Here is a 15,832-nt window from a genome sequence, read left to right as displayed (position 1 = left end):
GCTACTTGATTAAAATCCTTTATTTTGGGAGCATTCTTATTTTCTCTTTTATAAGGTTTTGGATTGGTTTTTAGTTTTTTTAATTCTGGATTTGTGTCAAGATGCTTTTTTATGAATTGGTCTATCTGTTTATCGCAAGCCTTTAATTGTTTTTGTAAAAACTGATAAGTTTGAAATTCTTGTTTTAACCCAAAAGAAAGTCTTCCCTGTTATTGCCATGGAGGGCTTTTGCTATTTCTGCCTCAGACTTTCGGCAATTGTAGTGCCGATGCTTAGCAAGTTCATTAGGGTCTAAATTTCCTTTGCAAATATCTTCTATGATTTTAAGACCTGTAAGACCACAAATGTCTTTAACTACAACATCAAGTCTAAAATTTAAAAACTTAAGGTGCTTTTGCATTTTTCTTGAAGTCGCCACGCTTGATGTATAATATTGCCTCGCTGACGTGCATAAGTTCTAAGTATTTCAGTCTGCTGGTCAGGCAAAAAACTACTTGTAAGCAAACCTAATGCATGCAGTTTTTGAATCCATCTTGCATCTTTAACATCTGTTTTTTTACCTTTTGCGTGTTTGGTAAATTTTCCATTGCATAAAATAACTTCAAAATCATGCTTGATGAGTTCTGTAAAAAGATTTTGCCAATAATCTCCTGTGCTTTCCATGGCAACTGAGGTAATGCCATAGCTTTTTAGGTGTTGACAAATTGCAGTAAGATCTTCTGCATAAACCCCAAATTCTTTTACATCTTCTAGGGCTTGTCCAACTGCTACAAAGTGAGACCGACTTCCAATGTCAATACCTCTTTGCATGTTGGTTTACAATTTCCATTTCTAACTTTTTCTTTCTTGCCATAATTGAAAAATATTTAAGTATTAAACAAAAAAGATCCTAAGGAAATGTATTTTTGTATTGAAAATTATTCTGAACGGGGTCTGCGAATTATCGTAGCCACCACTGAAATTATCAACAAAGCCCTGAGAAGAGTCGGGGCTTTTTTACATTTCAACCAGAATGAGCGCACGGGCTCTATCTCAAGCACCATTTGAAAAATCGGCCTTACAAAGGATCATTACAAAAATAATAACCAATATTTTATCGGCATCGTTAGCAATAGAAATTAATCGAGTTTCTTGATATGGGGAATGTTGCACATCGTATTTGTGTATGAGCAGTAGCGGATTTAAAAGGACTACTTTTCGGATAGCAAGATACTTAATTAAACACAAAAACGGTTCAAGTTCACACTCAAACCGCTATTGCTTATACACGTTGTTGTGTGCAGTTTTTATTCTTTAGAAACCAATTTTATTCGTTTATTTACTTTAAAAGCTGAAATAATAGCACCTTCCATATAACCACCAAATTCTGTTGCTGTTTCCGTTCCAGAGAAGAATAATTTATCATTCATATAACTATTTTGCGACAAGGAATGTCCATTATTTTGATGTGGTCTAAGAATAGTTTGGCTTTCGCTCACAACAAATTTGTCTGACCAAACCTTGTCAGAATAACTACTGTAATTTAAAACTTCATTGCCAAGAAGTTCTGATAGTTGTCGTATGACAAATTCTTTTCTAACTTCTTGAGAATAAGAAATCGCACCTCCATTTAAAAATCCTGTGAAACCAAATTTATTTTCTTTTGCATTTGTATGGTCGTGCATTTCGCTAACAATACCAGAGTGACTAAACAACATTCCTGAATGCCCATTATTCCGCCAAAAAGGGTTGTTGTATTCTAAAACGAACTTTATAGAACCAGCCATCCAAGTATGAACTGTGGGCAGAACTTTCGTAACTGAATTCGGCAGTTCGGGTGAAAATTGAATTTGTGAATCTACCAATTGTGGTGGTACACATAATATAACTTTATCTGCTTGAATTTTTTGACCTTTAGAAATTTTGACTTCCAACGCATTGCCAATGTCCGTAATCGCTTTAACTTTGGTGTTTAGTTTTATGTTTTCATTATCTAATTGATTCGCCAATGCATCAATTAGTGCTTGCGTTCCGTCTGCTATTCTATAGGATGGGCTTTGAGATGCTGGTACAAAAAATTCTTGTGGTGGCTCGAATGATTTGGTTTGAAATAAAGATTTGCCTTTAGAAAACTGTTCATATTTCTGTAAGCCTAATTCATTTAATAGATTAAACATATTCTTATGCATATCCGAAAACCAAGTAGCACCTAATTCCAAAGGTGTTTCTAATGTTCCTTTTATAGTTTGAATACGTCCACCAAGTCTTGGTGAGGCTTCTAAAACCTTTGCTTCTATATTTCTTTTTGAAAGCAAATAGGCTAAAGTTAGCCCACTTAAACCACCACCAACAATTAAAATACGCTCTTTCAATGCATTATTTTTTTAGTAAAAAGAAGCTCTATTTGAAAGTCAAATAGAGCTTCTTTAAAAGTGATTATTAATTTCTTCCTGCCATTACACCGCCATCAATATCCCAAATGGCACCTGTCACCCAAGAGCTTTGGTCAGTCAGTAAAAAATGAATTGTTTTAGCAATATCATCTGGTCTTCCAACGCGTCCAATTGGGTGGAATTCGTTAAACCCTTGTAGTGTTTCTTCAATTTTATCTTCCTCGATAAAAGCACCATAAATTGGTGTAACTACTACAGCTGGCGAAACTGCATTCACTCTAATGTTGTGTTCTGCTAATTCCATTGCCAAGTGTTGTGTTAAACTATGTAAACCTGCTTTTGCCATTGAGTAGGCAGAAGATGGTGTTGCTTTTATGGCCTGTTTCGCCCACATTGAACCTATGTTTACAATAGAGCCACCACCATTTTCTTTCATTAAATTAGAAACGGCTTGTGTTATAAAGAAGAACGCCTTATTGAAATTGTGATAGATATCATAATCTTGAGCTGTATGCTCTAAAAATGATTTTGGACTGAAATATCCTCTGCATTGACCAAGTATTTTACATTTGGTGCAATGGTTTTTATGTCATTAATGAAATTTTGAATGGATTCAGAATCGAACAAGTCGATACCCATTGTTTTGACGCTACCAAGCTTTGATAACTCTTCCTTAGTTGTGTCTAGATTCTTGTTAGGTCGACCTAGTACGATGACTTCCATACCGTCTTTTAAAAGTAACTCAGCAGTTGCTTTTCCCATTCCCGTTGTTCCACCAATGATTATAGCGGTTTCTTTTTTTGAATTTTCCATTTGTTATATATTTAAATTATTAATAATGAACAGACAAGTCTGTCTTTGTTTAGGTAAATTTTTTTAACTTATAATTTGATGACAAACTGATTTCATCTCTGAAATCGGCCAATCTTTTTGATGTAAGTGACTTTCGCTAACTCCTGCTTCATACAACATATAAATTTTTCTAGCTAATGAATCTATGTTTTCTGCTTTCACATCTTTAAGGTTATTGATTACTAATTCCTTAATGAACTTGATGAAGTTAGTTTTTTGATTTTGTATTTCAATTCTTATGTTTTGATTGTCTTTCGGAATTTCCGCCACTGTTTTTATACACCAACAGCCATTAAAATCTTGGTCTTTAAAAAAGAGTTGCAGAAAGTCGAACAAGGCTAATATTTGTTCAGTTCCCTTTTTCTTTGAAGTAGTAAATTCTTTAATGTCGTTTAAAAACGTACTATTCTTAAATCGCAAGTAGGCAATACAAATATCTTCTTTAGACTTAAAATGGCTATATAATGTTGCTTTTGCAATACCTGCTTCAGAAATTATTTCATTTATTCCGGTAGAGTTATATCCATTTTTATAAAACAGTTTTGATGCTGTTTCAATAATTCTATGTCGTATTTCTGAATGTTTCACAATGCAAATATAAAACAATTTTTCAAAAAACAGACAAGTCTGTCTATTTTTCTCAAATTGCACACAACGGGCGAGTGTATCATTAGTGGCGTGCAAAAAGTCAACACATTTTCGTTTTTATTGGTAAAGATAGAAAAAATTCACAGACCCTAAAATTCTGCCCAAACACAGCCATTAATGATACACATTGTTGGTAGTAGCGGTGAAGTAGGCGAGAACATTTGCTGAAAACGCCCAAGCCTTTCGCACCCATTTTTTTCTTTCCCACGTTTTAAATTTCCCATAATTTCGATGTTATAACATTTCGTTGACATTTAGCTTTAATTTTTGATTTAGCATCGTTTGTCGTATTCTTTATTCACTATTTTATTGCAAATCAGCCTATTGTTGCGGATTGTGATTTTCTCGTCGTGATAAGATTTTATTCGTTATCAATCATCGTGATAAGCCTATCATTTAGGATTTAGAAAAATTCCACCGAAAAAATTCCTACATCTTACTTTATCAAAAAATGGGTGAGCCTATAATTTTAAAAATATTATAGAGTAGTTGCTACCAACGGTCTAGTATAAGAATAGTAGCGGATTTATAAACACAAACTTTTCAGTTAAACACAGACCTTTATTATATTTACTTTGTTTCGTTTTCGCTAATAAACCGCTATTATTTTTATACATTGTTACCTGCTGGGCTTTTGCGTTCTGCTGTTCCATTTAGTTAGTTAAAATGTTTATTAAAATATCGAATGTAGCAAGCTCTTTTGCAATTTTGGCTTTAGCTTCGGCTGGTGCGAATTGCAAATGTGCTTGCGGTAAATGTTTAATTTCATTTATTTAATTTGAGGAATTCACACACGAATCGACTTGATAATTTTGACAACGGCAAAAAGAATTATTGTTTGTATTAATAAGTTTAGTAATGTCAATCCAATAACAAACCAAACAGAACCTTGTGCGTAGAATGGATAAGTTTTATCCAAAAAATATAATGGACAACTTAAAATTAAAGTTAAGTAACTAAAAAACGTACTGAAAGTATCTAAATCAGTTTTTTGATATAAATATCCGTTTAAAAAGGTTACAATAATTACAAACAATAACCAGACAAAGAATATTTTAAAGAATAATCTCATATTTAGCTTTATATATAAGTTGTTATAATTTCTTTCATTTTCTCAAAATTTTCTTTTTTATCTTTTTCTTCATTAGGTTCATTAAGAGTATTTAATATTTCCTTCTCTTTTTTATAATCCCATAAGAAAATACCTAACCAACCTTTACTCCAAAAATCAATGTTTCCTCCAATATTTTCAGAATTAAATTCAATTTGTTCTAATGAGCCAAAGTCACCTTCCTTAAAATCCTTATGGATAATTTCAAAATTATTCATTTTTGGTTCAATTTCTTTGAGAAATTTTTCTTTCAGTTTAGAATTTTCCATAATCTTATTTAGTGATAAGTACTTCTGTTAAATTTTTAATTTGCGGTAATAATTCGCCACCTTGTTTGTTCAATGCACTTTGCATTGCTTGACCAGAGTTTGGATCAAGTGCTTTAAACCAATTTGATTTTCCTCCTTGCAATAAACTATTTGTTGCCACTTCAAACTCAGCATAAACAGAACCTTTTACAGCAGAAGTAAAGGCATTTGGACCACCTGTAGATACAAAAGTTTGACCGCCTGCTCCTTCTACCATAGTGCCTGTTGAACGCATTGCATTATATTCTGCTTGCGACATCCAACGACCGACAGTTGTCATACTTGATTTAGTCGAGACATTGCCCAATATACCAGAAATAACTTTTTTCGAGCCTTGCATCACGTAGTTGCCTCCAACCATTGCGATACCTGTATTTATTCCTTCACTTAAATTATTTTCGCCAACAGGGTCGTATGGTTTGTGTTCTACAAAATCGCCTCCTAACAAATTTCCTACTTTTGCAAATAGGTTGGTTGTATTTTTATGATAAAGAGAGCCATCGACTTCTGTTAGAACATCATAAGAATGTGTTCCTTGTGGTAATTCTTTACCAACATAAGTCCAACCTTGACGTGTAGAGGCTTGGTCAACTGCATTGTCATCCCATAAATAGTCGCCATATCGGTTTTTAATCCAATCGACTGGTGCCCTACCATCAGGGTCAACATATCGAATAGGATTATTATTAACAAAATTATACGGTGATTTATCAGGAAATTCTTCTGCCAATGGGTCTGGACTGAACCAACGACTAATAATTTCTGGACGCAAGGTAGCCTCTGAATAAACTTCTTTCTGTTCTGTAAACCTTGTTACTACTTTTCTTTTAACGTGATATGAAAAAGAGCCAATCTTTACAATACTGTCCAAATCGTGAAACTCAAGATATTTGCCTTTGCTTAAAGTGTGAATTTTGGGTTTGTATCCAAACCGCTTAAAAGGATTACCTGCTTGTATATTTGCCTCCCGTCTTTCTTGCTCTTTAATGCTCAAACTATCTTCAGTTTGTGCAAAGCCCAAACTGAAAGTAAATAAAAACAAGATTGCTACATAGTGTTTTTTCATAATTAGTTAGTTTTATTGTTAAAGGTATTGATTTTTTTGTTTGAATATTTCTCTCGTTCTTCTTTTAATGAAACAAGCCAGTTCAAGTACATATCTTCTGGCATTTGACGATAACCCAGTTCGTGAATAACTCCTAATTCGTTTTGAATATTTAGCAATATTTTTCTTGTTTCGGGATATTTGTTGACATCTGAAAAGTTAGTATTCTTTTCATAAAGTAAATTCTCAATTTTTTTTCCTTTTACCTCTGTCTTTAAAATCATTGCGTTCACATAATTTGGAAAATATTCGAGTGCTTTATCCGCACATTTAATTACAAAATCTAAATCATAAAATTCTTGCCTTTGATAACCTTGCGCCAAGTCAACCAAGCAAAGTGCAATACTTTCCTTATCAGTCAAGGCTTTCATATAAACTCCGTTACGGATAGCATCAATATGGATATATCCAGAAGCCATTAACCAAGCATCAATTGGAAAAATACCACTTGTAAGTTCTGTATTATACCAACCGTCTTTTTCACTTTTATGTTTTATGTAAACGTGATTTGGTGCAAGTGCTAAATGTGCATCAACTCCTAACTCTTCTGCAAGTATTTTATATAAATAGGGAAGTGAGTGACAGTTACCTTTTTTAGTCCTTAAAAGTTCAGTAACAAACATACTTTTCCAGTCTTCGTGTCCAAACGGGTCTTCAAAGTCGTAAGCAAAAGGTATGTAATAGAATATTTTACCGTCTTGGTCTTGAACTTTAATGCTGTCATTCATTATCGAAAATAGAGATGCATATTTTTCTACTTTTGATTTATCTCTACCGTCATACGTTAAATTACGTTCTGACTGTATTTTTTTTGCGAGACTTGATAACATAGATATCTCATTATTAAGAATAATTGTATCTAACCTGCCTTTTAGATAGGCATTTTCAACGCTAAAGACAGCATTTTTAAAATCTAAAACTTCTTTTCCTTCGAGCATATCACTCAAAAGATTAAAGCTTTTTTCATAGAAATAATCCTGTGCTTTTGAGCTTTCAGAAAAAGCAAATAGAAATATTATTATGACAAATGTTTTCTTCATTTAGTTTTTTATTGGTTGTTTAAGTTTGATGTCAAATTGTACTTTCATTTCTTGGCTTTCCTGTTGTTGTTTGTTTTCTTTTAAGGAATTAAGCCAATTTTCGTAAGCCTCTGCTGGCATATGTTCAAAACCAAGATTGTCAATTTTTGCATATTGGGCATTGACCTCATTGAGTTTTTCAATGATTTTCGGAAAATGTCTGATATTTTGTAATTGCTCTCTATCTCTTGGGTTGATACCAACTTGGTTAGCAACATATTCAAATTCAATAGTCAAATAATTTGAATTGAGCATATTTGTCGTGATACTGTTTGGGTACAATTCCAAAGCTCTGTCAACAACCTTTTTGACAAACGGGTCATAACCAAATTTGCGGGCGTAGCCCTGTGCAAAATCGGCAAGCAGTTGCGCCAGCAATTGCTTGCTCGACATCGTTTGCAAATAGATTTCGTTCTGCAATGCCTCGGATTTTATGTAGCCAGAAAGTAAAATTGAGGAAGTAGTTGTGAACATTCCATTTGTGAGTTCAACGTTGTACCAATTTTCATCTTCATCACGGAATTTTATGAACGAATGGTTTGGCGACATTGAGAGAAAAGCTTCTGCTCCGATTTCCTCTGCCAATATCATATATAACCTTGGCAATGAGTTACATTGCCCTTTTCCTGTTGCCAATAATTTTGTTACGAACATCTTTGACCAATCTTTGATGCCTTGGTAATCTTCAAAGTCATACTTGAAAGGCAAATGTTTTAAGTTTTTTGACTTTATTTCGAGCGTGTCCGAAAAGAATTTGAAAAGCATATAGTTTTTCGCCACATTGCTGTTCGGGTCAAAATCCATTTCACCCATTTTCTCACGTAGAAAATCGCCAGTCTGTTTTACGAGCTTGTTAAAATCGTCGTAATTCTGTTGCTCCTCAAAGTAGGCGTTTTCTATGATAAAGGTAGCATCCTTCACGGAAAAGTCATTTGGGTTTAGTTCATTCAATTTGTCAAAAGCCTTTCGGTAATACTTTGTGCTTTCGATACCGCTTTTACTCGGTAGTGAGTAATTTATTCGGTTTCTATTGAATTCTGCAACATCGACATTCAGTTGTCTTTGTTGTTGTGCACGTATTTGTTCGTTGCGTTCAACTTCTGCAATCAGTTTTTGGTTCTGCTGTCGAATTCTGTCCTGTCCAAAATTGGTTACTGTCGGAACGGTTGGAATTGGTATTACGTTCTCGGGCATATATTGGTTCGGTGTAATCGTTTGGTAGGTCGATGGTGTTGGTGTTTTCGGTAACTGAACTTGGCAGAAAGACAGCGAACCAATCAATCCGCACAACAAAGTCAAAATCGGTTTTTGCAATTCTTTTCTCATAATTTATTCATTTCCGTTAGCGTTGGCAAAAGGCTCTTTTGTTTTTTTAAGCGTTTGGTGGTGCGCTTTTGGGAAAAAAACAAATGTGCCTTTATGTGCGTTGGCTTTTTTTTCGCCTTGCAGGTAACGGGCGAGTGTATCATTAGTGGCGTGCAAAAAGTCAACACATTTTCGTTTTTATTGGTAAAGATAGAAAAAAAATTCAAACCTTAAAATTTTGCCCAAACACAGCCATTAATGATACACATTGTTGGTAGTAGCGGTGGAGTAGGCGAGAACTTTTGCTGAAAATGCCCAAGCCTCTCGCACCCATTTTTTTTCATACTCACGTTTCAAATTTCCTATAATTTCGATGTTATAAAATTTCGCTGACGTTTAGCCAAAGTTTTTGATTTAGCATCGCTCCTTGTTTTCTTTATTCACTATTTTATTACAAATCAGCCTTTTGTTTCGGATTGTGATTTTCTCGTCGTGATAAGATTTTACTCGTTATCAATCATCGTGATAAGATCATCATCTGGGGTTAATAAAAATTCCACCGAAAAAAATCCTTCAACTTATTTTATCAAAAAATGGGTGAGCCTATAATTTTAAAAATATTATAGAGTAGTTGCTACCAACGTTTTGCGACTAAGAAACGTGGGGCATTCGAAGCTCTTACTTGTCCGCCCGTGACAAATTTAGCCACGAAGAACGAACCTGTCGTAAACCACTGTCTGCCCCATGTTTTCTTAGGTGCTGTTATGCCCTGGCTTTTTTCATTTTCAACTTGTCGTAAAGTAGTCAATTAATAATTTATTTCCTTTTCTCCATCTTATCCAACCTGAATTTATTGTTGTTGTACTTTCGGTATAACTGTCATCACAGTGGTCAGGAGTTGAAATTTCAATCCAATCTCCTTTCATTGATTTGACCACAAAACAATCAGTTCCTTGATATTTAATGTCGGCGACATTTTCAGTCGGTTTAGTCTTTATGCTTTGCTTGAAGTCAGGTAGTCTAGCCACTCCAAACATATTTTTCAGGAACTCTTCCCAATTTTTAAATTCCGTCAGTTCAGTATTTTCTATCCAATAAGATTTTCCTGTTTCATTATTTACTATTACTTCAATCCATTTGTCTGTAGGGGTCAAACAACGGAATGTAAATTCAAAATAGTCTAACCAAAGGATTTCAGGTTTAAGCCATTCTTGTTGTTTTTTCAAGTCCTTTATATTCCAACTGTTAATTGTCTTGTCGTTAAAAAACTCAACAATCTTTTCAGGCTTACTTTCTAAAGTGTCAGAATAAAATTTCAAAACTGTTTTGTCGTCAAAGTTGATAGAGACAAGTCCGATTCCAAGGTCAGTTTGTGACCAAACTTGGGTCGAGAATAAAAGCAGTATGTTAATTATTAGCAGTCTCATTTTTTAGCTTGGGCATAACTAGTATATATCCACAAAAATACACCACTTTTTTAATTTTTAGGCTTGTTTTTATACTTTTTTGCCATTTTATCTAATGGACTTTCTATCTTTTTAGTGCTTTTTTGACTAATATGAGTATAAACTGTAGTCGTTTTGATACTGCTATGGCCTAAAAACTTTTGTATATATCTTATGTCTGTCCCGCCTTATAACAAATTCTGGCTAACGTAAAATTATATTACTGTAAATCAGTTATTTATATTTTATTCATCATTTCAATTTTCAATCCAAATTTACTCATTTTACGTTAGCCGAGGGACTAAAGTTTCTATGAGTCTATGAGGGATTGTGCCCAACGGTTACGTATATGAAACGTTTGGCATTTCGAAGCACTTTCCTGTCAAGTTACAAGTACTTTTGATACGAGATGAAACGCTTGATAACCCACTGACTGCCAAATGTTTTATATATGATGTTAGCAGTAGGCATTCTATTCTTTTTCATCAAAATAATTCTGTTTCCCAATTTTTCCTTTGATATATTCCAAGTGATTATCCTTACTCTGTCCATCATTGTCCACTCTTGTCATACCAATATTTAGCCTTATCTGCTCACTTTCAAGATTATATATTATTTTATTTATTTCTTGCTGTTTCTGGTAGTATTTATATGCAATCTCTTCAACTTCAGCCAATGTAATTTCAGAAATTATAAAACGATGTATTACTCTGTTTCTATCATCGTATAATGTATAAAGCTTATCAAATATTGATTGGTCAATTATTCCTAATTCTTTGGCTTTTATATATATATCCTTTTCAGATTTTTTCTTATCAGTTAATCCTTGATAAAACCATTCAGTTTCAATCTCGCTATTGTCATTATCTATCTGATTTTTTAGAATAATTCCAACCCTTAAAAGAGCATCAATTTGACTTGCTAAAACACAAGTCGCTTCAATAAATGCCTTATTTTCGACTGCTTTACTTAAAATTAGTCCAGTTGCTCCGACTCCTTGTAAAAACATATCAAATCTGTAAGAGCTAATTACTTGACCACTTTTTTCAGGTTCAATTAGTTTGAACTCTTTTAAAATTGAGTGTACCATTTCAATTTTGTCTTCAATCGTTCTACTATCAAGCTCTTTATCAGGATTATTTGGATGCGTCAAAGTAAATGTGACCATTTTATCGCCAAATTGTCTTATCCAAGTTTTTGTTGTAAACTCTTCATCTCCGTTGTCTGGAAATTTACTAAAGTCAAGAGCACCAATTTTTTCAATTTCTAATGATTTAGTTAAGTTTTGAAAATTGTTTTTCTTTTCTTCGGTATCTAATGAATTAATTGAAAGCTGGAATGCATCTGATTTCCAAATTTCATATTCTTGAAAAGTATGCACTTTTTCATTCTTAATTGAATGCTTCCATGTTGCTGGTACTTTTATTTCAAATGTCCCTTGTTCGTCTATAAATCGTTTCATAGTAGTGTCGTTCTTTTGCTTACTGCTAACGGTCTGTGTATCTTTCAGTGGCGACCAAAGAAGCGATGCATTTCGTTTTTCAGTCGTAAAGTTAGAAAATAAATCCCAAACTTTCGGTTTCAGCTCCCAAACCTCGCCATTGAAGATACATAATGTTAGCAGTAGTTGTGTGTCCTGCGTTACTTGGGGATACAAGATAGTGATTAAGTTCATTGAAAACAAGTAACATAACTGTAATTGAGATGAGAGTCTCATTGGTATTTAGAAACGACCCTGGCATTTGTTTCAGGTGGATTCACGTAAAGAGTACGATGAGGATTGGTCTCTCGGCTGGGAGTGATTAGGCACACCAGTCAAACCGCCTTATGGGGCTTTCCTTTCACGGGTTGGTCTTGAGCGATAAGGTTAAATGCACTACCTGTGTTGTTTTCAGAGTAGTTTGCTATGGTAGGAGTAAAGAAGCTGAAAGAGACGAGATTGAACCCTTGTAGAAGTGTCGTAAACAACTTTAGTATTGTCAAAATCGAGGGATGGGCGGTCTTGCGAGAACAGAACTTGACATGATACCTATTTCTGGTCAAGTGGCAATCGGCATAAAGAGGGCAGGAGCTTTACTTACGGCTCAATTACGGAACAGGAGAAGCTAATTAATAGTGCAAAAATACCACAACCCCGAAGGGCAAGGTAGAAAGTAGCGATACTGTTAATTAGTGGCGGATTAGTCTGTAGTAGTGATGAAGTTTCTGTAATGGAAATGGAGCGAAGGGACTGACTTAACAGTTTTAAATTGTATTACAACTAAAGATTTTTTTTAGGATGATTTTCAAAGAGAAACAAAAGTCGCAACCGATATTAAAGCGAAAGGTATGGGATGCCTTTAAAAAGGTAAAGAGTAACAAAGGTACTTCAGGTGTTGATAATTTGTCAGCATAAGAAGTACATTCACGTCCTATGAAATACTTATATCCTGTATGGAATAGGTTAGCCAGATGGTAGTTATTTTCCAGCACTGTGCGCGAGGTAGAAATACCCAAAGAAGACGGTCAGAATCAGGAAGCTTGGCATTCCAACAGTACAAGACCGAACGGCTCAAATGGTAATAAGAGAAGAATTAGAACAGATTGTAGATAAACAGTTTAGTAAAGATTCTTTTGGCTATCGACCAAACAAATCAGCGCATCAAGCCATAAAGCAATGCAGGGAAAACTGCATGAAAATGGATTGGGTGATAGATTTGGATATCAAGAGTTTTTTTGATGAGATAGACCATGACTTAATGCTTAAAGCATTAGGACATTTTACCAAAGAAAAGCATATTCACTTGTATGTAGCACGTTGGTTAAAGGCTCCAATTCAAAAGAAAGACGGTAGTATTCATTCACGAGACAAAGGCACACCACAAGGAGGTGTCATAAGTCCATTACTGGCAAACATTTTCTTGCATGTTGTTTTTGATAAGTGGATTGAGAACAACCACCCAGAGGTAAAGTTTGAACGTTATGCTGATGATATTATCATCCATTGCGATAACTTTACACAAGCCTTGCGGACATTGGAATCGGTAAAAGCCCGATTTAAACAGTGCAAATTGCAGATAAAAGACGGCAAGAGCAATATCGTGTATTGCAAACGCAACCAAAAGAAGCATCCACCATTTAAGGTTCATTATGTAACATTCGATTTTCTTGGATTTACATTTAAGCCAAGAATGGTAAAGGGCTATTTTGGGAACTTTCATTTGGGATTTACACCGTCAATCAGTCGTAAACGACAGAAACGCATCAATCAAACTTTGTTTAAGATGAAACTTCATCGTATGGTTCATTTACGCCTGCCAGATTTGGCAGGCATAATAGCAGAAAAAGTACGAGGTTGGATTAATTATTACGGCAAAGTAAGAATGAGTGAATTACACTATGTATTTCGTTTCTTGAATATGCGTCTGGCAAAATGGGTACGCAACAAATATCGGAGATTTAGGCGTAAACACTGGTTTTTTGCCTACAAATGGTTACAGGAAACTGCAAAGCATTATCCTAATCTGTTTGTGCATTGGCAATACGGTTTTACGCCATAGACTTGTTAAGAAGAGCCGTATGATGGGAGACTATCACGTACGGTTCTGTGAGAGGTTTAGGGGTGAGATCCCCTTTACCTACTCGACTTTCATTCCACGTGTCAATTTCTGTTTGATTTTATCAACTTTCATTCGGTTAAGCCAATCATTTCAATCAAAAGCCTTTCAGTTTGTTTTTTTTATTCATCCGAGATTTTGAATTTCAGCCAAAAAATTGAAAAAAATCAAATCCCTTATTTTCATTCAATTCCTTAAAATCGCAAAAAAAATTCGATTTTTCGATTAAGAATATCAGCTCAAAAATCATCCAATCAATTATTTTTCATAGAGTTTTTTTTCGAATTGGTATTTAAAATTCAGCTCGTGTTTTTATAAATCAATCGTTATTTTTTAATCGAAAACTCGTTTCTAATTCTGACTAACGTAAATTAAGTTGCTGTTTTATAGATATTTGCATTTAAGCCTAAATCTTCATTAGTTAATCCAAATTTAGCGATTTGTTTCCTCATTCTTTTGGCTATGCCTAACTTTCTTTTTTGATCGAGGAATAGATATTCTTTTGGCGGTTTATAAGGTTCTTTTTTTGTAACCATATTCCATATGATTACACCCAATTTTCTTGCTGTTGCGCTTACTGTCGCTTGTCTTCCTTTTCTAAATGCGACACGCTTAAAGAAATCAGACAAGTGTGTATCTTTTAAATTTCCAATAGAATTAGTCGCTTGTCGTAATGCTATTTTTAATCTATTACTCCCTTTAGGAACTTTTGAACTAAGCACTTTACCGCCTGATATTTTGTTGTTTGGTGCTAGTCTTAACCAAGAGACAAATTCTTTTGAAGAATTAAACTTTCTAAATCCTTCCACCTATCTCTACCATAATACTAAGTATTGTAGCATGACTTACGCCTTCAATGGCAAGCAGATCCACACCTTCAAAATACTGATAAGCTACTTGATTAAAATCCTTTATTTTGGGAGCATTCTTATTTTCTCTTTTATAAGGTTTTGGATTGGTTTTTAGTTTTTTTAATTCTGGATTTGTGTCAAGATGCTTTTTTATGAATTGGTCTATCTGTTTATCGCAAGCCTTTAATTGTTTTTGTAAAAACTGATAAGTTTGAAATTCTTGTTTTAACCCAAAAAGAAAGTCTTCCTGTTATTGCCATGGAGGGCTTTTGCTATTTCTGCCTCAGACTTTCGGCAATTGTAGTGCCGATGCTTAGCAAGTTCATTAGGGTCTAAATTTCCTTTGCAAATATCTTCTATGATTTTAAGACCTGTAAGACCACAAATGTCTTTAACTACAACATCAAGTCTAAAATTTAAAAACTTAAGTGCACTTTTGCATTTTTCTTGAAGCTGCCACGCTTGATGTATAATATTGCCTCGCTGACGTGCATAAGTTCTAAGTATTTCAGTCTGCTGGTCAGGCAAAAAACTACTTGTAAGCAAACCTAATGCATGCAGTTTTTGAATCCATCTTGCATCTTTAACATCTGTTTTTTTACCTTTTGCGTGTTTGGTAAATTTTCCATTGCATAAAATAACTTCAAAATCATGCTTGATGAGTTCTGTAAAAAGATTTTGCCAATAATCTCCTGTGCTTTCCATGGCAACTGAGGTAATACCATAGCTTTTTAGGTGTTGACAAATTGCAGTAAGATCTTCTGCATAAACCCCAAATTCTTTTACATCTTCTAGGGCTTGTCCAACTGCTACAAAGTGAGACCGACTTCCAATGTCAATACCTCTGCATGTTGGTTTACAATTTCCATTTCTAACTTTTTCTTTCTTGCCATAATTGAAAAATATTTAAGTATTAAACAAAAAAGATCCTAAGGAAATGTATTTTTGTATTGAAAATTATTCTGAACGGGGTCTGCGAATTATCGTAGCCACCACTGAAATTATCAACAAAGCCCTGAGAAGAGTCGGGGCTTTTTTACATTTCAACCAGAATGAGCGCACGGGCTCTATCTCAAGCACCATTTGAAAAATCGGTCTTACAAAGGATCATTACAAAAATAATAACCAATATTTTATCGGCATCGTTAGCAATAGAAATT

13 protein-coding genes and 2 pseudogenes are annotated in these 15,832 nt (G+C 34.3%); 1 reads left to right on the top strand and 14 read right to left on the bottom strand.

The annotated features are described in order from the left end of the window. Positions 1-184: 184 nt before the first annotated feature. The 12 genes and pseudogenes from IGB25_RS14805 to IGB25_RS05205 form a co-directional block, all read right to left on the bottom strand. A complete protein-coding gene (locus tag IGB25_RS14805) occupies positions 185-400 on the bottom strand; it encodes a hypothetical protein (RefSeq protein WP_247653633.1) in 216 nt (71 codons plus the stop codon). Next, complete coding sequence (locus tag IGB25_RS14800; protein ID WP_247653632.1) at positions 376-810, bottom strand: IS110 family transposase; 435 nt, start codon at positions 808-810, stop codon at positions 376-378. The genes IGB25_RS14805 and IGB25_RS14800 overlap by 25 nt, the downstream gene beginning before the upstream one ends. A gap of 476 nt (positions 811-1,286) precedes the next feature. Further along, positions 1,287-2,351 (bottom strand): NAD(P)/FAD-dependent oxidoreductase, encoded by a 1,065-nt coding sequence (locus IGB25_RS05255; protein ID WP_211066466.1) that lies wholly within the window; start codon positions 2,349-2,351, stop codon positions 1,287-1,289. A gap of 67 nt (positions 2,352-2,418) precedes the next feature. Further along, positions 2,419-3,134, bottom strand: a pseudogene (locus IGB25_RS05250) (SDR family NAD(P)-dependent oxidoreductase). A gap of 114 nt (positions 3,135-3,248) precedes the next feature. Further along, entirely contained in the window at positions 3,249-3,812 is a 564-nt protein-coding gene (locus IGB25_RS05245) for a TetR/AcrR family transcriptional regulator (RefSeq protein WP_211066465.1), read from the bottom strand. A 1,140-nt stretch (positions 3,813-4,952) separates the two neighbouring features. Beyond that, positions 4,953-5,252 carry a hypothetical protein gene (locus IGB25_RS05240; RefSeq protein ID WP_211066464.1) on the bottom strand — a complete coding sequence of 100 codons (300 nt, stop codon included), beginning with the start codon at positions 5,250-5,252 and terminating at the stop codon, positions 4,953-4,955. Positions 5,253-5,256: 4 nt separating this feature from the next. Beyond that, positions 5,257-6,357, bottom strand: coding sequence for a hypothetical protein (locus tag IGB25_RS05235; RefSeq protein ID WP_211066463.1), 1,101 nt, complete (start codon positions 6,355-6,357; stop codon positions 5,257-5,259). A gap of 2 nt (positions 6,358-6,359) precedes the next feature. Beyond that, positions 6,360-7,436, bottom strand: coding sequence for a hypothetical protein (locus tag IGB25_RS05230; RefSeq protein WP_211066462.1), 1,077 nt, complete (start codon positions 7,434-7,436; stop codon positions 6,360-6,362). Beyond that, positions 7,437-8,801, bottom strand: a complete 1,365-nt coding sequence (locus IGB25_RS05225; protein WP_211066461.1) for a hypothetical protein — start codon at positions 8,799-8,801, stop codon at positions 7,437-7,439. A gap of 3 nt (positions 8,802-8,804) precedes the next feature. After that, complete coding sequence (locus IGB25_RS05220; RefSeq protein WP_211066460.1) at positions 8,805-8,957, bottom strand: hypothetical protein; 153 nt, start codon at positions 8,955-8,957, stop codon at positions 8,805-8,807. Positions 8,958-9,565: 608 nt separating this feature from the next. Further along, a complete protein-coding gene (locus IGB25_RS05215) occupies positions 9,566-10,207 on the bottom strand; it encodes a hypothetical protein (protein WP_211066459.1) in 642 nt (213 codons plus the stop codon). Between the two features lie 490 nt (positions 10,208-10,697). Next, positions 10,698-11,687 (bottom strand): hypothetical protein, encoded by a 990-nt coding sequence (locus IGB25_RS05205; RefSeq protein ID WP_211066458.1) that lies wholly within the window; start codon positions 11,685-11,687, stop codon positions 10,698-10,700. A 1,042-nt stretch (positions 11,688-12,729) separates the two neighbouring features. Between IGB25_RS05205 and ltrA the strand changes: the two are divergent. Continuing rightward, positions 12,730-13,764 (top strand): annotated as a pseudogene (gene ltrA / locus IGB25_RS05200) (group II intron reverse transcriptase/maturase); the annotation flags it as partial. A gap of 428 nt (positions 13,765-14,192) precedes the next feature. Here ltrA and IGB25_RS14795 read toward each other — a convergent pair. Next, positions 14,193-14,630, bottom strand: coding sequence for a transposase (locus tag IGB25_RS14795; RefSeq protein WP_247653631.1), 438 nt, complete (start codon positions 14,628-14,630; stop codon positions 14,193-14,195). A 267-nt stretch (positions 14,631-14,897) separates the two neighbouring features. Continuing rightward, positions 14,898-15,506, bottom strand: a complete 609-nt coding sequence (locus tag IGB25_RS14790; RefSeq protein WP_247653710.1) for an IS110 family transposase — start codon at positions 15,504-15,506, stop codon at positions 14,898-14,900. Positions 15,507-15,832: the final 326 nt, after the last annotated feature.

Source organism: Flavobacterium sp. CS20, from assembly GCF_018080005.1.
Lineage (GTDB): Bacteria > Bacteroidota > Bacteroidia > Flavobacteriales > Flavobacteriaceae > Psychroflexus.
The sequence above is the reverse complement of the archived record's forward strand: the minus strand, read 5'-3'. Positions and strand labels throughout refer to the sequence as shown.